We start from the raw sequence: 19,435 nt of genomic DNA, 5'->3' as shown, positions 1-19,435 counted from the left end.
CAGGAGAATTATGAACACCGCAGCAAACACCTCCCTTGACGGCTACGAGGTCTGGTTCCTCACCGGCAGCCAGCACCTCTACGGCGAGGACGTCCTCAAGCAGGTGGCCGCGCAGTCACAGGAGATAGCCAGCCAGCTCAACGCCTCCTCCAGCGTCCCCGTCAAGATCGTCTGGAAGCCCGTGCTGACGGATTCCGACGCCATCCGCCGGACCGCACTGGAAGCCAATTCCGACGATTCCGTCATCGGCGTCACCGCCTGGATGCACACCTTTTCACCGGCCAAGATGTGGATCCAGGGCCTGGACCTGCTGCGGAAGCCGCTCCTGCATCTTCACACGCAGGCCAACGTGGAGCTGCCCTGGGCGGACATCGATTTCGACTTCATGAACCTCAACCAGGCAGCCCACGGCGACCGCGAGTTCGGGTACATCCAGTCCCGCCTGGGCATCGCCCGCAAAACTGTAGTTGGCCACGTCTCCAACCCTGAGGTGGCCCGCCAGGTGGGCGTCTGGCAGCGGGCCGCCGCTGGCTGGGCGGCCGTCAGGACTCTGAAACTGACCCGCTTCGGCGACAACATGCGCAACGTCGCGGTCACCGAAGGCGACAAGACCGAGGCCGAGCTCCGGTTCGGCGTTGCGGTCAACACCTGGTCCGTCAATGAGCTCGCCGACGCCGTGCACGGCGCCGCAGACGCCGACGTCGACGCCCTGGTGGCGGAGTACGAGGAACTTTATGACGTGGTTCCGGAACTCCGCGCCGGCGCCGCACGGTACGCTTCGCTGCGCTACGGGGCACGGATCGAACTGGGACTGCGCAGCTTCCTGGAAGCCAACGGCTCGGCCGCGTTCACTACCTCTTTTGAGGACCTGGGCGCTCTCCGCCAGCTGCCGGGCCTCGCCGTCCAGCGCCTCATGGCCGACGGCTACGGCTTCGGCGCCGAAGGTGACTGGAAGACCGCAATCCTGGTCCGCGCCGCCAAGGTGATGGGATCCGGGCTGCCCGGCGGAGCCTCCCTCATGGAGGACTACACCTACCACCTGGAACCCGGCGCGGAGAAGATCCTGGGCGCACACATGCTGGAGGTCTGCCCGTCCCTGACGGCCGGAAAACCGCGCCTGGAAATCCATCCCCTGGGCATCGGCGGCAAGGATGATCCGGTGCGCCTGGTGTTCGACGCCGATGCCTCCCCGGGTGTTGTGGTGGCGCTTTCGGACATGCGGGACCGCTTCCGCCTGGTCGCCAACGCCGTGACCGTGGTCCCGCTGGACCAGCCCCTTCCGAACCTCCCGGTGGCGCGCGCGCTGTGGGAGCCGAAGCCTGACTTTGCTACCTCCGCTGCCGCCTGGCTCACCGCCGGCGCAGCCCACCACACCGTCTTGTCCACGGCCGTTGGCATGGATGTGTTCGAGGACTTTGCGGAGATCGCCAAGACCGAGCTGCTCACCATCGACGAGGGCACCACCATCCGCCAGTTCAAGAAGGACCTGAACTGGAACGCGGCCTACTACAAGCTCGCTGGAGGGCTCTAGCCCCGGGTTCTGACCCCCGCATCCGGGCGGCGCCGCAGTGCTAAATATGCCTGCGACGCCGCCCAACGCGTTTAAGTGAAGCGGAATAGCTCCTAGTGATCGAAATGGGTGCGGGGAGCACCACCCGGAAGGTTGCCCAGGATGCCCTCCGCAACTTTGCGGAGCTTGATGTTCCGGTGGTTTGAAGCCTGGGAGATGATGCCAATTGCTTCACGGTAGGAGCACCTGTTCTGCGCCATGATCACGCCGCAGGCGATGTCGATGGGGGTCCGGCTTTCCAGGGCTGACCGCAGGTCAGACACCGCGGAGCTGGCCGCCGTCAGCTTCAGGACCAGGTTGAGGCTCCGCGAGCCGAGGTCCGCAAGGGAGCGGGCCTCGGCGATGGCCTGAAGCGGAAAGGCCTGGGCCTCCTGGGCGAAGAACGCGAGGGCGGACTGAGCGCCGTCGTCGAGGCGGAGCCGGACGCTGACCACGCTGCGGAAACCGGTGGGCCGGAGCTGCCGAAGGTACTGTGCCCAGCGGAAGTCATTGTGTTCATGGTTCATAGCGACGGGGTGCCCTCCAACCATGGCATCCGTCAGGGGGCCCTGCCCGATTTCCTGCTCCAGCCGGACCAGATGCAGGGCCTGCTGGCCTGTCGCGGCCACGGCGTCAGGCCGCTTGCTCTGCTGCAGAAACAGGCCGCTCTCGATCTGGGCGCCCGTGGCTGCGCTCATTGCTGCTGCCAGCATCCGCACGAGAGTGTCCAGTGAGTCAGTGATGCTGTTTGCGCCGGTCACCAGATCCAGCACTATCCCGCCCTGCCGCACGCCGGACCGCGCTGCCCCGGTCATCGATTGCGCGAACGGACACTTGAGGGCCGCTGGGCGTTGCCTGTGCAGGCGAGGACGAAACTGCCGGGGAGGACGAAACTGCAGGGGAGGACGAAACGTTCATCGACAGCTCAGCATTCCAGGCCGGATGGCGGGTGGGCGGTTCCCAGCGGCAAGAGGGCCGGCGACGGCTGGGGGAGAGGCCTTGGTCTCAAAGGCCTCCTCGTCGCCGGCCCCGCTGAATGCCCGGGTCCGTAGTCCCGGGAAGTCGCGGAAGGTGAGTTCTGAACGCATTGCCGCCTCACACCCCCCTAGTGAGCCATACACTGTTTGTCCTTTAGATGAACCTAGTTCTGACGCGGTCAGAGCGAACGCGTAATCGGTACTCGTTTTTCAGATTAGGTAGTACTTGGATTTGCCTTTGACTACTCAGGTTGCGGCCGCCGCGCGGGGCCGTCCGGCCCGTTGAACGATCCGACTTCCGAATACCCCTTGACTCACGCCTTGGCAGCGCTAACAATTGATTTCTATAACGTTGTACAAAATAGAAACGAGGACATATTCGTGGGCACATCAGAGTCTGCCGCAGCTAAGATCACTATCGATCCGGCCTTCACGGTAGGACCAGTCCGGCGCCGGACTTTCGGCGCGTTCGTGGAACACCTGGGCCGATGCGTGTACACCGGGATCTTCGAGCCGGAGCACCCCAAGGCAGACGAGGACGGCTTCCGCGCGGATGTCCTGGAACTGACACGCGAACTGGGCGTTTCCACGGTCCGCTACCCCGGCGGCAACTTTGTCTCCGGCTACCGCTGGGAAGACGGCGTGGGCCCGGTGGAACAGCGCCCGGCGCGGCTCGATCTGGCCTGGCATTCCACGGATCCCAACCTGGTGGGCGTGGACGAATTTGCCAAGTGGTCTGTCAAGGCGGGTGTGGAGCCCATGATGGCAGTCAACCTGGGAACGCGCGGGACGCAGGAGGCGCTGGACCTGCTGGAATACTGCAACATCGACGGCGGCACCGCCTTCTCCGACCAGCGCAAGTCCAACGGTTCAGAGAACGGCTACGGCATCAAGATGTGGTGCCTCGGGAACGAGATGGACGGCCCGTGGCAGATCGGCCACAAGAACGCGCTGGAGTACGGCCGGCTTGCCGCCGACACCGCCCGCGGCATGCGCATGATTGATCCGGACCTGGAGCTGGTAGTGTGCGGCAGTTCCTCGCCCGGCATGGACACCTTTGGCGAGTGGGAACGCGTGGTCCTCACGGAGACCTACGAACTGGTGGACCTGATCTCCGCCCACCAGTACTTCGAGGATTTCGGCGACCTGCAGGAACACCTGGCAGCTGGCTACAAGATGGAGTCCTTTATCGCGGACATCGTGAGCCACATCGACCACGTGAAGTCGGTGAAGAAGTCCGCCAAGCAGGTCAACATCTCCTTCGATGAGTGGAACGTCTGGCACGGGAGCCGCGCGGAGTCCAAGGCGCCCGGCGGCAAGGACTGGCCGGTGGCCCCCGTCCTACTGGAGGACCGCTACACCGTGGCGGACGCCGTCGTCGTCGGTGATCTCCTGATCACCCTGCTTCGCAACACGGACCGGGTCCACTCGGCCAGCCTGGCGCAGCTGGTCAACGTCATCGCCCCCATCATGACCGAGCCGGGCGGCCGCGCCTGGAAGCAGACCACTTTCCACCCGTTCGCGCTCACGTCCCGTCACGCCGCCGGCACTGTGCTGCAACTCGCCGTCGAGTCCCCACTGGTCAGCGGCGGGAAGACGGCCGACTTCGCCGCACTGTCCGCTGTGGCAACGTTCGACGCCGAGGCCGGCGAGGCCGTGGTGTTCGCCGCGAACCGCTCGGCAACCGATGCGCTGACGCTCGATGCCGCCGTGGCCGGGCTGGGCAATGTCCGGGTCATCGAGGCAGTTACGTACGCCAACAAGGACCCGTACTGGCAGGCCACTGCCGATGACTCCACCTCCGTCCTGCCCGCAGACAACGTCACGGTCAAGGCCGACGGCGGCCGGCTCACCGCAGAGCTCCCCGCGGTGTCCTGGTCCATGATCCGGCTGGCCGTGGAGTCCTAGAGAAGCGCAGCAGCGCCTCCAACCCCGCGGGTTTATGTCCAGATAATGCGCCTGTAAGCGACTTTTGGGTGCATTATCCGGACATAAACTTCGGGTTCGATACCTGCCCATGACGACGGCGGCGGCAGGTGGAAGGATGGAGGACATGGAACTGCATATCACCGGGGACCCCGCTGCTGACAAACTGCTGAGCGACGATGCCTTTGCGCTCCTGACGGGGATGCTGCTGGACCAACAGGTCACCATGGAGTCGGCGTTTGCCGGCCCGGAGAAGATCCGGGCACGCATCGGGTCCATCGCCCCGTCGGCCGTCGCCACCCATGATCCCCAGGCTTTCATCGAGGTCTTCAAGGAGCGGCCGGCCGTGCACCGTTTTCCCGGATCCATGGCAGCGCGCGTCCAGGCGCTCGCCGAGACTGTGGAGCGCGACTGGGACGGAAACGCAACGACGATCTGGACCAAGGGGGACCCCGACGGCGTGGAAGTTTTGCGGCGCCTGCAGGATCTGCCGGGATTCGGGGAACAGAAGGCGAAGATCTTCCTGGCCCTGCTCGGCAAGCAGTGCGGACTCCAGGCGCCCGGTTGGCGGGAGGCCGCCGGCCATTATGGCCAGTCTGGGGCATTCCTCTCGGTTGCGGACATTGTGGATCCTGAGTCGCTCGGCAAGGTCCGTGCCAGCAAGCAGGCGGCAAAGGCAGCAGCCAAAGCTGCCAAGAGCTGACGCCGGCCTGGCGTGCGCGCCCGGAGGCCTTCATGACGCCTGGTTGTTCCGGATGCACCATCATCTGCAACGATGTAGGTAACGTGTTGCCGGGAAGGGGAACCACCTGTGGCTGTGACCATGAACGATGTTGCGCGCGCCGCCGGCGTCTCGCTGAAGACGGTATCCAATGTGCTCAATGACTATGAGTTCATCCGCCCGTCCACCAAGCAGCGCGTCCATGACGCCATCGCGGAGCTGGGATATGAGGCGAACCTGACCGCGCGGAGCCTGCGTTCGGGGAAGACGCGCATGCTGGGTCTGGTCCTGTCCGATCTCTCCGCGCCGTACTACGCTGAACTGGCGTCCAGGCTCATGACGGTGGCCTCCCGTCGGGGCTACAGAGTGCTGGTGGAACAGTCGGGAGGCGCTGCCGACAACGAGTTGACTGCCCTGCAGGGTCCCTTCCGGCAGCTGACCGACGGGCTGCTGTTCACCCCGCTGGCCATGGACGCCGACGCCGTTGCCGCCCGCCGGGGCAGCAAGCCGGTGGTGCTGCTCGGGGAGCACATCCTGGATCCCCGGTTTGACGTGGTCACCATGAAAAACGAAGAAGCCGCAGAGGCGGTCACGGCGCACCTTCTGGCGGGGGGCCGCCGTCGTATTGCGGTAATGGGCGCCCACGCCGAGGAATCGGCAGGCAGCCCCGGACTCCGCCTCAAGGGGTACCGCAAGGCACTGGACGAGGCCGGAATCGTTTTCGATCCGGCACTCGTGGCCCCCTGCGGGTGGCGGCGTGATGGCGGGGCAAGCGCCGTCGCTGGCCTGTTGGACAGCGGCGTTCCGTTTGATGCGGTGTTTGGGCTGAATGACACACTGGCTCTGGGGGCCATGCATGAACTCCTGATCCGGGGCGTCAGCGTGCCGCAAGACGTTGCGGTGGCCGGGTTTGACGATATCGCGGAGGCGCGGTTCGCCTCTCCGTCGCTCACCACTGTTTCGCCCGGCATGGATGAGATCGCCGAGCGCTCAGTCGGGTTGCTGATCGACAGGATCGAGGGATTGAAGCCGGAGGACGACGGCGTGCACGTCGAGGCCGGGTTTGTCCTGACGGTCCGTGAATCGGCGCCGTAGGGACAGCGGCTGGAGTTACTCTTGCTGCACGGGTTCAAGGCTGAAAGGGTGGTCACATGATTGCGCTGCTGGTCATTGACATGCAGAACGCCTACTTTGAGGATCCGGCGCTCGCGGCCAAAAAGGAAAGGCTGGTGGGCTCCTGCAATGAGCTGCTGGAAGCTTTCGCCTCCAACAGCCACAGGGCCCTGCTGATCGGAACCCAGCACGAGCGGGACAAGTCCACTTGGTCCTTGAACATGCTCGATGACGATCAGGGGTTTATTTTCCGCGGCAGCACCCAGGCCGGGTTCGTTCCGGGGCTGGCCGTTGACGGGCTGCCACAGCTGTTCAAGACAAGGGACAGCGCCTTTGTGGGCACGGACCTCCTTGCCCGGCTCCGGAACTGGGACGTGGACGAGGTGGTCCTGGCGGGTGTGTCCACGCACAACTGCATCGCGCAGACCGCAGCTGACGCGTTTGCCCACAACATCAGGGTCACCTACGCCGAGGATGCCGTGGCGGCAGAGGATACACAGGCCGCCGCGGATATGCTGCGGATCCTCTCGGCCGAATACCGTCAGCCGGTCCAGTCCACGGCGGAGATTCTGCGGCGCCTGAGCTCCGAAGGATAGGTGGCAGCGCCTGGCTATTCGATGCAGCGGAGGCAGCGGTCGTTGGGATCAATGGCGCCCATGATGCGTTTGCCAATCTGGGCCTCGGTTTCACGATTCCAGCGTTCTGACGGGCCGAACTCCAGGGCCTTCCCCGCGGGGTTCCCCGGTGGGACGATGCAATTATGAGCGAGAAAAAGAAGGAGCCAAGCCAATCGGCGTCGTCCGTGGATACCCCTCAGGAACAGCGCCTGGAAGGATACAGCGGGTCGCCCACCACGCAACAGATGCGCACCGTGGGCCAGCGCCGCCGGGACGCAGAAGAAAAGCTGGAGCACCATCTGGAGGAAGCCCGCCACAAGGATGATTCCCCGGATGCGGCCGACGGAAAGCCGTCCGGCGTCGAGCCGGAGGAAAAAGGCTGACTCCAGTAATCGGTAACAACGGCCAGCGGTGACAGCACAGAATACGTTGACTGACGGAATGTAGCCGGTCGTGGCCTGTCCTGCCATGCTCAGACATGCGCCGATGCAGAGCCCATTTGAAGCCGGCGCGTGATTGGATAGGTCCACAGCTCTGGCCACAGGGTCCTGGTGAATTGGTTCCTTCCCTGGCGGGGTTTGATCGCCGTCGAACTCCGGAAATCTCACGGAAACCTGACCGGCCTACTGTGGTCACACGCCATTTCCAACGGCCGTTGAAGGGATTTGCATGCATCTGATGCCCCGTGAGCAGGAGAAGCTCATGATTGTGGTGGCCGCCGATCTTGCCCGGCGCCGGCAGGCGAGAGGCCTGAAGCTGAATTTCCCCGAGGCTGTGGCCATCATCAGTTACGAACTGATCGAGGGCGCCCGGGACGGGCGCACCGTGGCGGAGTTGATGAGCTACGGCACCACTCTTCTCACCCGGGAGGATGTCATGGAGGGAGTCCCGGAAATGATCCACGACGTACAGATCGAGGCAACGTTCCCTGACGGCACCAAGCTTGTCACCGTCCACGATCCGATCCGATAGGGGCAGGCCATGATTCCGGGAGAGTACATCCTCAGGTCCGAGCCGGTGACGGTGAATGCCGGGCGCGAGGCAATCGACGTCGACGTGGTAAATACCGGCGACCGGCCCGTGCAGGTCGGTTCGCATTTCCACTTCGCCGAGGCGAATCCTGCGCTGACTTTCGACCGGAACGCCGCCTACGGCAGGCGGCTGGACATCCCCGCGGGCACCGCGGCGCGGTTCGAACCCGGCGACAGCAAAACGGTCCGGCTGATCGAACTGGCCGGCAGCCGGGAGGTATACGGCCTCAGCAACGCCGTCAACGGCCCGCTTGCCGCGGCGGAGGGTGGTACCAAATGAGCTTCGAACTTCCCCGCAGGCAATACGCGGACCTGTACGGCCCGACGACGGGTGACGCCATCCGCCTGGCGGACACCGAGCTTTTCCTCGAGATCGAAAAGGACCTCACCGTCTATGGCGAGGAAGTGGTGTTCGGCGGCGGCAAGGTGATCCGTGACGGCATGGGCCAGAACGGCCAGGCCACCCGCAACGGTGTCGGTTCCGGCGGCACTGGTTCCGGCGGCGGAGTGCCGGACACCGTGATCACCAATGTGATCGTGCTGGACTACACCGGTATTTACAAGGCGGACGTTGCGCTCAGGGACGGCCACATCTTCAAGATCGGCAAAGCCGGCAACCCGCAGATCACCGACGGCGTGGACATCGTCATCGGCGCTTCCACCGAAATCATCGCGGGCGAACGCAAGATCCTCACCGCCGGCGGAGTGGACAGCCACATCCACTTCATCTCCCCGGACCAGGTGCCCACCGCGCTCGCCAGCGGCGTGACCACCATGGTGGGCGGTGGCACGGGCCCGGCCGAAGGCACCAAAGCAACTACTGTCACTCCCGGCAAATGGCACATCCAGCGGATGCTGCAGGCTGCCGAAGGGCTTCCCATCAACATCGGGCTGCTCGGCAAAGGGCATGCGTCCGCCGTCGAACCTCTGGCTGAGCAGATCCGCGCCGGCGCCATCGGCCTCAAGGTCCACGAGGACTGGGGTTCCACCACCTCCTCGATCGACACTTCGCTGAAGGTGGCCGACGAATACGACGTCCAGGTCGCCATCCACACAGACACCCTTAACGAGTGCGGCTTCGTGGAGGACACCATCCGGGCCATCGACGGCCGTGTCATCCACACATTCCACACCGAAGGTGCCGGCGGCGGCCATGCCCCGGACATCATCAAAATCGCCGGACTGCCGAACGTGCTGCCCGCGTCCACCAACCCCACGCTGCCCTACACGCGCAACACCATCGAAGAGCACCTGGACATGCTGATGGTCTGCCACCACCTCAACCCGGACATCCCCGAGGACGTGGCGTTCGCGGATTCCCGCATCCGGGCCGAGACCATCGCGGCCGAGGACGTGCTGCAGGACCTGGGCATCTTTGCCATCACGTCCTCCGACTCCCAGGCCATGGGCCGCGTAGGCGAGGTGATCACCCGCACGTGGCAGGTGGCGGACAAGATGAAGAAGCAACGGGGTGTACTTTCAGATCCCGACGGCGGGACTCACGGTTCCGCCGTCGGCTCCGGGTCGGACAGCGACAACTTCCGCCTCAAGCGCTACGTGGCCAAGTACACCATCAACCCGGCCATCGCGCAGGGCATGGCGGACTCCATCGGCTCAGTGGAATCGGGCAAGTTCGCGGACCTGGTGCTCTGGGACCCGGCGTTCTTCGGCGTCAAGCCGGAGCTGGTGCTCAAGGGCGGGCAGATCGCCTATGCGCTGATGGGCGACGCGAACGCCTCCATCCCCACGCCGCAGCCGCGCACCATGCGGCCGATGTTCGCAACGTTCGGCAAGGCGCTGCAGCAGTCGTCCATCACCTTCCTGTCGCAGGCCGCCATCGACGCCGGCGTGCCGGCGGAACTGGGGCTGGAAAAGGTCATCCGTCCTGTGTCCGGCATCCGCTCGCTGACCAAGGCCGACCTGAAGTACAACGGCGCCACCCCGGACATCCAGGTGGACCCGGAGACGTACAGGGTAGCGGTCGACGGCGAGGACGTCACCTGCGAGCCGTCCGACGTGCTGCCCATGGCCCAGCGCTACTTCCTTTTCTGATCCCCGACCACCGGAGCCTGACGTGATCATCGAGAAAATCCTGGGCAATCTGCACGAACTGCCCACCGCAGATCTGGACGCCTACACCGGCCTGCACCGTGAGAAGGTGGTGCTCCCCAGCGCCCAGCTGGTCAAGCGCATCCAGCGGGTCACCACCGACCACGGAAAGGAAATCGGCATCCGGCTGCCATCCGGCTCCGGGGACCTGCGCGACGGCGACATCCTGCACGTGGCCGAAACCAACATGATCGTGGTGTCTGTGCTGCCCACCGACGTCCTGGTAATCGCACCAAGGTCCGTTTACGAGATGGGCGTCGTGGCGCACTCCCTGGGCAACCGGCACCTCCAGGCACAGTTCTTTGACGCAGCCTCCGAGTACGGCGCCGAAGTCATGGTGTGCGCCTACGACCACACCGTCGAGGACTATCTCAAACACGCCGCAGTGCCCTACACCCGCCAGGAACGCGTCATGCCAGTGCCTTTCCGCCATGCTGAGCACAGTCACTAACTCGGCCCCCGCCGCGCTGCGCGCTCCAACGGGTGTGTCGGCCGGGGGCGCCGCCCCGAATATGGGGCCGTGCCCGCTTCGCGGTGCCCTCCACACCGCGGCCCCATATCCGTGGCGTCGCTTTGCTTTCTCACCTTGGGCGGCAGTTCAGTGAGCAGCTATCAGCTTGCACTTCAGCAGTTGACTGACTCTGCGCTTCCCACCGGGGCGTTTGCGCACTCTCTTGGGTTCGAAAGCTATGTCGCTTCCGGGGTGGTGCGTGATGAGGCTTCTTTTGGGGTTTGGCTGGGGGCGTTTGTTTCACAGCAGCTTTCCTACTCTGATGGCTTGGCTGTCCGATTTGTGTATGAGGGTGTTGATCTCGGGGAACTGGATGCCCTGTTATCTGCTTCGCTGTTGCCTCGGCAGGTTCGGGAGGCGAGCTTGAAGATGGGCTTGCGGCTGCTCGAGATCGGGGCTGAGGTCTTTCCTTCCGCGGAGCTGGAACTGTACCGGGACCTGGTCCGCCGCGGCCTTGCCGACGGGCATCAGCCGCTGGCGTTCGCCGTCGTCGCGCGTTCACTGGATATTCCGCTGGCCGAAGCGCTCGCCGCTTACCTTTTTACGGCCGTCACCTCATTGACCCAGAACGCGGTCCGCGCCATCCCGCTGGGGCAGAACGCCGGCCAGCGGCTGCTGCGGAAAGCGGCCGACGACGTCGCTGCCGCCGTCGAGCGGATAAGTCACCTCACGCCGGACGACTTCGGGGCGGTCAGCCCCGGACTGGAAATTTCGCAAATGCGGCACGAGCGCCAGCGTGCCCGGATGTTCATGAGCTAGCAGAAGGAGAACAAAGTGTCTGAACCCATCAAGATCGGCATCGGCGGCCCGGTCGGCGCCGGCAAAACCCAGCTCGTGGAACGACTCACCCGCCACATGAGCCGTGAAATCTCCATGGCCGCCATCACCAACGACATCTACACCATCGAGGACGCCAAAATCCTTGCGGCCAACGGCATCCTCCCTGAGGACCGGATCATCGGCGTGGAAACCGGCGGCTGCCCCCACACCGCCATCCGGGAAGACACCTCCATGAACACCGCCGCCATCCACGAACTCAAGGCGCGGCATCCGGACCTGCAGGTGATCTTCGTGGAATCCGGCGGCGACAACCTCTCCGCCACCTTCAGCCCCGAACTGGTGGACTTCTCCATCTACATCATCGACGTGGCCCAGGGCGAGAAAATCCCGCGAAAAGCTGGCCAGGGCATGATCAAGTCCGACCTCTTCATCATCAACAAAACCGACCTCGCGCCCCACGTCGGCGCCGACCTCAATGTCATGGAACGGGACTCCAAGGAATTCCGCGGAGACAAGCCTTTCTGCTTTACGAACCTGAAGACCGACGAAGGGCTAGATGCCGTCATCTCCTGGCTGCGGCGCGATGTCCTGATGCTTGACCTCGCCTAATGAGCCAAAGCAGTTCCGCCGTCATCTCACCTTGGGCGGCGCCCGCGGGTGATAGGGGCCGTGCCCGTCCCCAGCCGCTCCCAACTCTCGCAAGCTCGAGTCGGGGCCCTCGCGACAGTGGGCCCCCCACGAGGCCCACCACGCCGCGGCCCCTATCACCCGCGTCCGCTGATCGCCCAGTCAGAGGGCGCTTGGAGCTGGGCATCAAGGTCCGGGACGGTAGGTCCATCGCTTCCACGCAGTTTCATGAAGGCGCTCTTCGGGTTCTTCGGCCGCATTATCTCGATGATTCTGGGCAGGTTTGCTACGTCGTTGTGAATCCTGGTGGGGCGTATCTCGGGGCGGATCTCTTTGTCTTAGATGTTGAAGTCGAAGCCGGGGCTGACCTGCTTTTGACTACGCAGTCGGCGACGAAGGTTTATCGGACTCCGGGGTCCTACGCTGAGCAGCGGATGACTGTGCGGTTGGGGGAGGGGGCGCGGCTGGAACTGGTACCCGACCAGCTCATTGCCTACCGGGAGGCCAGCTACCGGCAGAACACGCAAATCACGGTGCGGCCGTCGTCGAGCCTTGTCATGGCGGAGGTGGTGACGCCCGGCTGGTCGCCGGATGGTGCATCGTTCAAGTACGAGGAGCTGCGGCTGCGGAACGAAATCCGGGTGGCCGCGCCGGAAGGATCCCCGGACAATGCGGAGCTGCTGGCGCTGGACAACCTCCTGATCCGGCCGCCCGCCGGGGACGTCTCCGGCATGGGCTTTATGGAGGGATTCAGCCACCTGGGCTCGCTGGTGGTAGTCGATGCGCGGGTTGACCAGCCGCTCGCCGATGAACTCCACGGGCTCACCGCCGGCCACGATGCCTACACCGGGATCTCCCTGACCCGCACCGTGGCCGGAACCACCGGGCTGGTCCTGCGCTCGCTATCCGACGGCACGGCAAAGCTCAACAGCCTGCTGGGCGCATGCACGGCCCTGCTCCGGGAGCGCTGGCATGGGCAGGCGCCCCTGAACCTGAGGAAGTACTGATGACTGCGCTGACCCAATTCGCAGTGATGTACCGCGAGCGGGACACCCTGCCGCTCCGGACCCGGCTGTTCTTCACCTTCGGTGCGGTGGCCGCCCTGCATCTTGCCGCCGTCGGCCTTCTGTTCGGCGGTGCCGCCGGGGCCGGACAGCCGCTGGCATGGGGGCTGGTGCTGACCGCCTATCTTGCCGGAGTCAAGCACAGCTACGACTGGGACCATCTGGCCGCGATCGACAACTCCACCCGTAAGTTCGTGGCCCAGCGGCAGGACCCGGCCAGCGTGGGCTTCGCGTTCAGCCTGGGACACAGCTCGGTGGTGATTCTGGCCGGAGTCCTGGTGGTCTGCGGCGCCACCATGGTGGGGCAGTTCATGGAGGACGGCTCGGCCGGCAACCTGGTGCTGGGCCTGATCGGGAGCGGCGTTTCCGGACTGTTCCTGCTGATGATGGGAATCTTCAACGGTTCCGCTTTCGTGCGGGCCGCGCAGGCGTACCGGAACGCCCGCGCCGGCGGCAGCATCGACGTCGCAGACCTTCAAGCGAAAGGCTTCGTGGCGCGGCTCCTCGCCGGGCCACTGTCCAGGGTGCGCCGGCCCCGCAACATCTACGTGGTCGGCTTCCTGTTCGGGCTGGGCTTTGACACCGCCACCACCATCGGCCTGCTGGTGATGACGACGGCGGCATCGCTCGCCGGGGTTTCGCCGCTGGCCCTGCTCGCGCTGCCTTTTGCCTTCACAGCCGCCATGACACTCTGCGATTCGCTCAATGGCGTGGCGATGATGCGGATGTACCGCTCGGCACTGGATGATCCGCGGCGCAAACTCGGCTTCAATGCGGCGGTCACCGGGATCTCCGCGCTCTCCGCCCTGTTCATCGCGGTGATCACCCTGGGCGGCTTCTTCAACGCCGCTTTCGGGCTGCAGGATCCGCTCACCAGCTGGCTGGTGGGGATAGACCTCGGCGGCGCCGGGCTGCTGCTCATCGCGCTGCTGCTGGCCGTTTGGGGTGCGGCGGCGCTGCGCGGGCGCCGGAGGGCGGTGGCTTCCTAAGGCATTGGTCTGAGTTTGAGACCCGGTAGTGAAATCCGATCCCGTCTTCGGCGGCCCAGACTTCGTAGAACTCGGCTTTTTCGTAGAGTCTTCTGTTGTCTCCTGGAGGAGGGATCCAAAGGATCCTGCCGTCGTCGGTCACGGCATCCACCATGCCGCTGCAGATGAGAGCCTCCTGCTGGCGGATCGGACGGGTCGAGGACAAGTTGGTTGATTGAGGTGATCCACGCCCGGCCGGAAATGCTCGGGATGACCGCCTCGTAGGACCCCACGGTGGTGGTGGCCCGCATGCGGCTAAACCGCATTGTCAGTCCTTTCGTGTCCGACGCCGGCCCTTAGCGGACGTAGTCTGCGCCGGTGATGTCGACGGTTGCGCCGGTGCTGTGGCGCGACCGGCCGGAGGCCAGGAACGTGATCACCTCGGCGACGTCTTCCGGTGGCGTGACTTCGCCCAGCGGGAGGCTGCTCAGCGAAGAATTGCCGGGGGAGACGTGGGCTGCGATGTCTGTGGCCACCCAGCCGGGGGCGACGGCGTAGGCGAGGATGTTGTCCTTGCCATACCCTCGGGCGATGCCCTTCGTGAGGGCCAACAGTCCGCCCTTCGCGGCGCCGTAGGCGAGGTGGCCGGTGTCGTCCCCACGGTGGGCCGAGCGGCTGGTGACATTGACGATGATGCCGCCGCCCCGTGCCCGGAAGCTGAGGATGGCCTCACGGCAGAGGTCCGCGGGAGCGAGCAGGTTCAGCTCGAGGTTCGCCTCCCAGCCTTGTTGCCACGTTTCGGCGTCGTCGATATCCGACGCAAGCCACGCCCCCGCGTTGTTCACGAGAACGTCGACGCCGTCACGCCAGTCAGTCGCTTCCACCCAGACCCTGCGCCGTTCGGCCGAATCCCGGAGGTCGCCTTGAACCAGCCTGACGCGATCGCCGAGCCGGTCCGCCGTCGCTTGGGCAGAGTCCTTGTCGTTTCCGTAGTGCAGCACCACATTTGCGCCCTCGCGGTGGAGCGCCAGCGCCGTCGCGCGGCCAATGCCGCGCGACGCGCCGGTGACCAGAACTGTCCGTCCGGACAGCATTCCACCGCCGTTCATGCCACGGCCTGCGCGCCGGTGATTTCGACGACGGAGCCGCAGATGTACGGTGCCTCGTCCGAGGCGAGGAACGCCACGAGCGCGGCAACCTCCTCGGGCTTGCCGATCCGGCCGAAGGGCACGAGTGCGTCGAGGTCCGCCACCGTGCGTCCGTTGCGGGCCAAACCGGATTCGAGCATGGGTGTGTGGACCTCACCAGGGGCGACGGCGTTGACCCGGATGTTGTGCGGGGCGTAGTCGCGGGCCAGGTTCTTGGTGAACGCGACGACGGCAGCCTTGGACACGTTGTACGCGATGTGTCCGGGGGCCGGGTTGAGGCCCCACTGCGATGCCGTATTCACGATGGAGCCGCCGCCGGCGTCGACCATGTGCGGAAGTACCGCCCGGCAGAGGTGGAACAGCGAGTGCACGTTGACGGCGAACGATAGGTCCCAGTCGGCCTGGGTGAGGGACAGCAGGTCACCACGCCGGTTGATGCCCGCGTTGTTGACTAGGACGTCGAGTCGACCGCCGGCTTCAACGATCTGCTGCACTGCCGCCGCGGAAGCCGCCGGGTCGAGGAGGTCAAAGACCAGCGGTTCGGCGGAACAGCCGTCGCCAACGAGGGCATCGGCAACTTCCTTGGCAGCTGCTTCATTGGTATCGGCCACAAACACGTGCGCACCCTCCCCGGCCAGCCGGCGGCTGATGGCGGAGCCAATGCCGCCACCGGCCCCGGTGACCAGAGCGGTGTGCCCGGCGAAACGGCCGCTGACTGCCGCCGTCATCATTCCTAGTCCTCCAGGGCGAAGATGGTCCGGTGCCAGGCCTTGGCCTTCTCCCCCGTGAGGTCGAACATAACGTGCTTGACCACGGTGTATTCGTCGAAGGAGTACGTGGACATGTCCTTGCCGAAGCCGGACTGCTTCACGCCGCCGTGGGGCATTTCGCTGATGATGGGGATGTGGTCGTTGACCCAGACGCAGCCGGAGCGGATCTCACGGGTGGCGCGCAGCGCGCGGTAGACGTCCTTGGTCCAGGCCGAGGCGGCGAGGCCGTAGGGGGTGTCATTGGCGAGTTCGATGGCTTCGTCGTCGGTGTCGAACGGGGTGACTGCCAGCACGGGTCCGAAGACCTCGTCGCGGAAGATCTCGCTGTCTGGAGTCGCGTCCGCCACCAGCGTGGGCCGGAAGAACGAGCCGTTGGCGAGCTCGCCTTCCGGGATCCCTCCGCCGATGACGCGCGCGTAGGCGCGGGCGCGGTCCACCATTTCGGCCACCTTGTCCCGGCGGGCCTGCGAGACGAGCGGGCCAAGATCGGTGGCGGGGTCCTGCGTGGGGCCCAGCCGGACCTTTGAGTAGAGGTCTGCCACACCGGTGATGAAGTCCTCGTAGACGGATCGGTGGACGATGGCGCGGGTGGCCGCGGTGCAGTCCTGGCCGGTGTTGATCAGGCTGCCTGCCACGGCGCCGTGGATGGCGGCTTCAAGGTCGGCGTCGTCGAACACGACGAACGGTGCCTTGCCGCCGAGTTCGAGGTGGACGCGCTTTGCGGTGGTGGCGGCGGCTTCCAGGACGGTGCGTCCGACGCCGGTGGAGCCGGTGAAGGAGAGCATGTCCACGTCGGGGTGGCGCAGCAGTTCAGCGCCAACGGTGGAGCCGCGTCCGGTGATGACGTTGATGACACCGTCGGGGACGCCGGCTTCGGTGGCGACCTGGGCGAACAGCAGCGTGGTCAGGGGCGTGATCTCGGCGGGCTTGAGGACGATGGTGTTGCCGGCCGCGATGGCGGGCAGGATCTTCCAGGCTGCCATCTGCAGCGGGTAGTTCCACGGCGAGATGGAGCCGATCACGCCGATGGCTTCGCGGCGGATCGAGGAGGTGTGGTCGGCCGAGTATTCGCCGGTCGCCTTGCCTTCGAGGTTGCGTGCCGCGCCGGCGAAGAAGGAGATGTTGTCGATGGTGCCCGGAACGTCGAACTCGCGGGTGAGGCGGATGGGCTTGCCTGCCTGGCGGCTTTCCAGCTGCGCGAACTCCTCGGCGCGTTCCTCCATCAACGCGGCGAATTTGGTCAGTACGGCGGAACGCTCGGCCGGGGTGGCCCCGGACCAGGCGGGGAACGCGTCCCGTGCCGCCTGCACGGCGAGCTTGACGTCGTCGCTGCTGGCGAGGGTGATGGTGTCCACGACGGTTCCGTTGGACGGGTCGATGACATCCACGGTTTCACCGGTGGTGCCGTCGATGAGCTTGCCATTAATGAACTGGCTCACAACTCCTGCTTTCAGTTGTTTGGATAAGTGGTCATGGCGGCATCGGGTGCCCGGGGGAGACCGGGCAACCTTCCGCGTGAGACGTGAGGGCCTTAGGCGCCCGGCGCCCAGATGTCGCCCACGGTGTACCCGGAGGGGAACGGGTCGGCGGGGTCCAGGACCCATTGGCTGTGTCCCGTGACCCAGGCCCGGCCCGTGATGGTCGGCAGGACAGCCGGCGTGCCGCCGACCGTCGTCGTACCTGTCAGGCGGCCGATGAACTCGCTGTCGATGATGCTGTGGTGCGAGAAATCCTCACCGACAGCAAGCTGGCCGCGGGCGTGCAGCGCCGCCATGCGGGCGCTGGTTCCCGTGCCGCAGGGGGAGCGATCCAGTGCGCCGGTCCATGTGGACGGGTCGCTTGGAATGAGCTTGCCGTTGGACAGCACCACGGTGTTGCGGTCCTGCCGGCCAGGCACACGATCTCCGGTGTGGAGCATGACCAGGTTGACGCCGGAAATGTGCGTGTTATCCGGGTGGCTGACCCGGATCTGCTCCAGCGCGGCCATCTTGATGAGCGCGCCGGCCCGTGCAAGCTCCCGGCCGTTGTCCGGGTGCAGTTCCAGGCCGACGTCGGCCACTTTGGCCTGGGCGAAGAACTGGCCACCGAACACGACGTCGACCGGAACCGTGCCGAGCTCCGGCACCTCCAGCGGAAAGTCGAGTTCGACGACGAATGCCGGGACGTTCACGACGGTGACGGACAGGACCTTGCCCTCGTGAACTTTGGCAACCGCTGTTACAACACCAACCGCGGTGTCGATGGTCACAGTGGTTTCAGGCCCCCGGACCGGCACGATGCCGGCCTCGAGCACCGCGGTTACGGCGCAGATCGTGTTGGATCCGGACATGGGTGTGAATCCTCCCTGCTCCAGGACGACGATGCCGAAATCGGAGCCTTCGTTCACTGGAGGCAGGAGAATCACCGAGCAGAGTCCCGGGTAGCCGCGCGGCTCGTGGAGCATGAGCCGGCGCAGCCCATCCAGGTTCTCCTTGCAGTACTGCAGGCGCTCCGCCATCGTCTCGCCTTGGACGAGCCCGGCGGCGGAGGTCAGGATCCGCCCCGGCTCGCCCTCTGCATGCACCTCAATGGCGTCGAGGGCGAGCCTGATGGAGGAGCGCGAGGTCATGCTGCTACTGCCGGGAGCACTCCGGCGTTCCGCAGGATACCCGCGAAGCGTTCACGATCTTCGGCGGGAAGGGGCAGGATGGGCAGCCGCGCCGGACCAACCGGTTCTCCGATGAGTTCCAGGCCTGCCTTGATGCCGGCCACGTAGTTGACCGACTCCAGGAAGTCGCTGATGGTCCAGAGGTGCTTCCACAGCTCGCGGGCGCGGTCCAGGTCCTTCTTCTCGGCCAGCGCTTCCCAGAACTCCACGGCAAGCTCCGGCACCACGCCGGCGGTGCCCCACACGGAAGCTTCGGCGCCGCTGGCGATGCCGAAGAACGTCAGGGTGTCCCAGCCGTTGAACGCCTTGATGCGGTCCGTGCGGGAAGCCAGCAGGTCCGCCAGGGTGACGGCGTCGCCCGAGGTGTCCTTGAGATAGTCGATGCCGTCGATGTCACCGAGTTCGGCGATTTCTTCCGCACCGAGCTTGACGCCGGTTGCACCCGGAACGTTGTAGTAGACGATCGGGATGGAGATGGAACCGGCCACGGCGGACAGGAACGACTTGAGGGTGGTGAAGTCCAGGGGGTCGTAGAACGGCGGGACCAGCATCACGGCGTCGGCGCCGACGGTCTCGGCGTGCTGGGAGAGCTCAATCGCGCCCTGCGTGGACAGCGCACCGATGCCGGCGACCACCGGGATGCGGCCGTCGGCGCCCTTGACGTAGAGCTCGATGACGCGGCGGTATTCCGCTGCCGAAAGTGTGGTGAATTCGCCCGTGGTGCCCGTAGGGACGAGTCCGTGGACGCCGGCCGAGACCAGGCGTTCCACCTGGCGCTGCAGGGCGGCCTCGTCTACTGCGCTGCCGTCCTCGGTGAACGGGGTGGTGACGGCGACGAGGATGCCTCGGAGGTCTTTCTTGGTACGTGATGACATTC

Annotated in this window: 21 protein-coding genes; 14 read left to right on the top strand and 7 right to left on the bottom strand. The window is 65.4% G+C overall.

The genetic code is table 11. The features are described from left to right. The first annotated feature begins 10 nt into the window (after positions 1-10). A complete protein-coding gene (araA, locus tag QFZ30_RS19085; protein WP_307078923.1) occupies positions 11-1,531 on the top strand; it encodes an L-arabinose isomerase in 1,521 nt (506 codons plus the stop codon). Positions 1,532-1,623: 92 nt separating this feature from the next. Here araA and QFZ30_RS19080 read toward each other — a convergent pair whose 3' ends face one another. After that, positions 1,624-2,364: an ANTAR domain-containing protein gene (locus QFZ30_RS19080; protein ID WP_307078921.1), complete on the bottom strand. Its 741-nt coding sequence runs from the start codon at positions 2,362-2,364 to the stop codon at positions 1,624-1,626. A gap of 543 nt (positions 2,365-2,907) precedes the next feature. Here QFZ30_RS19080 and arfA point away from each other — a divergent pair. The 13 genes from arfA to QFZ30_RS19015 all read left to right on the top strand — a co-directional run bounded on the left by arfA (position 2,908) and on the right by QFZ30_RS19015 (position 14,014). Next, entirely contained in the window at positions 2,908-4,434 is a 1,527-nt protein-coding gene (gene arfA / locus QFZ30_RS19075) for an arabinosylfuranosidase ArfA (protein WP_307078919.1), read from the top strand. Positions 4,435-4,570: 136 nt separating this feature from the next. Next, positions 4,571-5,155 (top strand): HhH-GPD-type base excision DNA repair protein, encoded by a 585-nt coding sequence (locus tag QFZ30_RS19070; RefSeq protein WP_307078917.1) that lies wholly within the window; start codon positions 4,571-4,573, stop codon positions 5,153-5,155. Between the two features lie 108 nt (positions 5,156-5,263). Further along, positions 5,264-6,268 carry a LacI family DNA-binding transcriptional regulator gene (locus tag QFZ30_RS19065; RefSeq protein ID WP_307078915.1) on the top strand — a complete coding sequence of 335 codons (1,005 nt, stop codon included), beginning with the start codon at positions 5,264-5,266 and terminating at the stop codon, positions 6,266-6,268. Positions 6,269-6,324: 56 nt separating this feature from the next. Then, complete coding sequence (locus QFZ30_RS19060) at positions 6,325-6,882, top strand: cysteine hydrolase family protein (protein ID WP_307078913.1); 558 nt, start codon at positions 6,325-6,327, stop codon at positions 6,880-6,882. A gap of 164 nt (positions 6,883-7,046) precedes the next feature. After that, a complete protein-coding gene (locus tag QFZ30_RS19055) occupies positions 7,047-7,286 on the top strand; it encodes a hypothetical protein (protein WP_307078911.1) in 240 nt (79 codons plus the stop codon). Between the two features lie 286 nt (positions 7,287-7,572). After that, positions 7,573-7,875, top strand: a complete 303-nt coding sequence (locus QFZ30_RS19050) for an urease subunit gamma (protein WP_306906115.1) — start codon at positions 7,573-7,575, stop codon at positions 7,873-7,875. A 9-nt stretch (positions 7,876-7,884) separates the two neighbouring features. Further along, a complete protein-coding gene (locus tag QFZ30_RS19045; RefSeq protein WP_307078909.1) occupies positions 7,885-8,214 on the top strand; it encodes an urease subunit beta in 330 nt (109 codons plus the stop codon). Beyond that, positions 8,211-9,986 (top strand): urease subunit alpha, encoded by a 1,776-nt coding sequence (gene ureC, locus QFZ30_RS19040; RefSeq protein ID WP_307078907.1) that lies wholly within the window; start codon positions 8,211-8,213, stop codon positions 9,984-9,986. The genes QFZ30_RS19045 and ureC overlap by 4 nt, the downstream gene beginning before the upstream one ends. Before the next feature lie 22 nt (positions 9,987-10,008). Beyond that, positions 10,009-10,494, top strand: a complete 486-nt coding sequence (ureE, locus tag QFZ30_RS19035; RefSeq protein WP_307078905.1) for an urease accessory protein UreE — start codon at positions 10,009-10,011, stop codon at positions 10,492-10,494. Between the two features lie 150 nt (positions 10,495-10,644). Beyond that, positions 10,645-11,313 carry an urease accessory protein UreF gene (locus tag QFZ30_RS19030; protein ID WP_307078902.1) on the top strand — a complete coding sequence of 223 codons (669 nt, stop codon included), beginning with the start codon at positions 10,645-10,647 and terminating at the stop codon, positions 11,311-11,313. Between the two features lie 15 nt (positions 11,314-11,328). Beyond that, positions 11,329-11,943: an urease accessory protein UreG gene (gene ureG / locus QFZ30_RS19025; protein WP_307078901.1), complete on the top strand. Its 615-nt coding sequence runs from the start codon at positions 11,329-11,331 to the stop codon at positions 11,941-11,943. Beyond that, the gene (locus tag QFZ30_RS19020; RefSeq protein WP_307078899.1) at positions 11,943-12,968 is read left to right on the top strand and encodes an urease accessory protein UreD; all 1,026 of its coding nucleotides are present in this window, start codon (positions 11,943-11,945) and stop codon (positions 12,966-12,968) included. Before ureG ends, QFZ30_RS19020 begins: the two co-directional genes overlap by 1 nt. Next, entirely contained in the window at positions 12,968-14,014 is a 1,047-nt protein-coding gene (locus QFZ30_RS19015; protein ID WP_307078897.1) for a HoxN/HupN/NixA family nickel/cobalt transporter, read from the top strand. Before QFZ30_RS19020 ends, QFZ30_RS19015 begins: the two co-directional genes overlap by 1 nt. On the opposite strand, the gene QFZ30_RS19010 is transcribed toward QFZ30_RS19015, so the two are convergent. The 6 genes from QFZ30_RS19010 to QFZ30_RS18985 form a co-directional block, all read right to left on the bottom strand. Then, positions 14,011-14,304, bottom strand: coding sequence for a proline racemase family protein (locus QFZ30_RS19010; RefSeq protein WP_307080368.1), 294 nt, complete (start codon positions 14,302-14,304; stop codon positions 14,011-14,013). The genes QFZ30_RS19015 and QFZ30_RS19010 overlap by 4 nt on opposite strands. Before the next feature lie 45 nt (positions 14,305-14,349). Continuing rightward, on the bottom strand, positions 14,350-15,102 hold the full coding sequence (locus tag QFZ30_RS19005) for an SDR family NAD(P)-dependent oxidoreductase (RefSeq protein WP_307078895.1): 753 nt from the start codon (positions 15,100-15,102) through the stop codon (positions 14,350-14,352). After that, positions 15,099-15,872: an SDR family NAD(P)-dependent oxidoreductase gene (locus tag QFZ30_RS19000; RefSeq protein WP_307078893.1), complete on the bottom strand. Its 774-nt coding sequence runs from the start codon at positions 15,870-15,872 to the stop codon at positions 15,099-15,101. The genes QFZ30_RS19005 and QFZ30_RS19000 overlap by 4 nt, the downstream gene beginning before the upstream one ends. A gap of 2 nt (positions 15,873-15,874) precedes the next feature. Beyond that, complete coding sequence (locus tag QFZ30_RS18995) at positions 15,875-17,350, bottom strand: gamma-aminobutyraldehyde dehydrogenase (protein ID WP_307078891.1); 1,476 nt, start codon at positions 17,348-17,350, stop codon at positions 15,875-15,877. Between the two features lie 92 nt (positions 17,351-17,442). Beyond that, complete coding sequence (locus QFZ30_RS18990) at positions 17,443-18,519, bottom strand: proline racemase family protein (protein ID WP_307078889.1); 1,077 nt, start codon at positions 18,517-18,519, stop codon at positions 17,443-17,445. Further along, positions 18,516-19,433, bottom strand: a complete 918-nt coding sequence (locus QFZ30_RS18985) for a dihydrodipicolinate synthase family protein (protein ID WP_307078888.1) — start codon at positions 19,431-19,433, stop codon at positions 18,516-18,518. Before QFZ30_RS18985 ends, QFZ30_RS18990 begins: the two co-directional genes overlap by 4 nt. Positions 19,434-19,435 lie beyond the last annotated feature (2 nt).

This window comes from Arthrobacter pascens, from assembly GCF_030815585.1.
Taxonomy (GTDB): Bacteria; Actinomycetota; Actinomycetes; order Actinomycetales; family Micrococcaceae; genus Arthrobacter; species Arthrobacter pascens_A.
Note: the sequence above shows the minus strand (reverse complement) of the source record. Positions and strands in the feature narration are given on the sequence as shown.

Excerpts from the sequence above, each read along its gene's own strand:
- QFZ30_RS19010 (WP_307080368.1), bottom strand. The coding sequence starts at position 14,304 with ATGCGGGCCACCACCACCGTGGGGTCCTACGAGGCGGTCATCCCGAGC.
- QFZ30_RS18990 (WP_307078889.1), bottom strand. The coding sequence starts at position 18,519 with ATGACCTCGCGCTCCTCCATCAGGCTCGCCCTCGACGCCATTGAGGTG.
- QFZ30_RS19060 (WP_307078913.1), top strand. The coding sequence starts at position 6,325 with ATGATTGCGCTGCTGGTCATTGACATGCAGAACGCCTACTTTGAGGAT.
- QFZ30_RS19005 (WP_307078895.1), bottom strand. The coding sequence starts at position 15,102 with ATGAACGGCGGTGGAATGCTGTCCGGACGGACAGTTCTGGTCACCGGC.
- QFZ30_RS19045 (WP_307078909.1), top strand. The coding sequence starts at position 7,885 with ATGATTCCGGGAGAGTACATCCTCAGGTCCGAGCCGGTGACGGTGAAT.
- QFZ30_RS19080 (WP_307078921.1), bottom strand. The coding sequence starts at position 2,364 with ATGACCGGGGCAGCGCGGTCCGGCGTGCGGCAGGGCGGGATAGTGCTG.
- QFZ30_RS19020 (WP_307078899.1), top strand. The coding sequence starts at position 11,943 with ATGAGCCAAAGCAGTTCCGCCGTCATCTCACCTTGGGCGGCGCCCGCG.
- QFZ30_RS18985 (WP_307078888.1), bottom strand. The coding sequence starts at position 19,433 with ATGTCATCACGTACCAAGAAAGACCTCCGAGGCATCCTCGTCGCCGTC.
- QFZ30_RS19050 (WP_306906115.1), top strand. The coding sequence starts at position 7,573 with ATGCATCTGATGCCCCGTGAGCAGGAGAAGCTCATGATTGTGGTGGCC.
- ureC (WP_307078907.1), top strand. The coding sequence starts at position 8,211 with ATGAGCTTCGAACTTCCCCGCAGGCAATACGCGGACCTGTACGGCCCG.
- QFZ30_RS19015 (WP_307078897.1), top strand. The coding sequence starts at position 12,968 with ATGACTGCGCTGACCCAATTCGCAGTGATGTACCGCGAGCGGGACACC.
- QFZ30_RS19055 (WP_307078911.1), top strand. The coding sequence starts at position 7,047 with ATGAGCGAGAAAAAGAAGGAGCCAAGCCAATCGGCGTCGTCCGTGGAT.
- QFZ30_RS19000 (WP_307078893.1), bottom strand. The coding sequence starts at position 15,872 with ATGATGACGGCGGCAGTCAGCGGCCGTTTCGCCGGGCACACCGCTCTG.
- QFZ30_RS19070 (WP_307078917.1), top strand. The coding sequence starts at position 4,571 with ATGGAGGACATGGAACTGCATATCACCGGGGACCCCGCTGCTGACAAA.
- araA (WP_307078923.1), top strand. The coding sequence starts at position 11 with ATGAACACCGCAGCAAACACCTCCCTTGACGGCTACGAGGTCTGGTTC.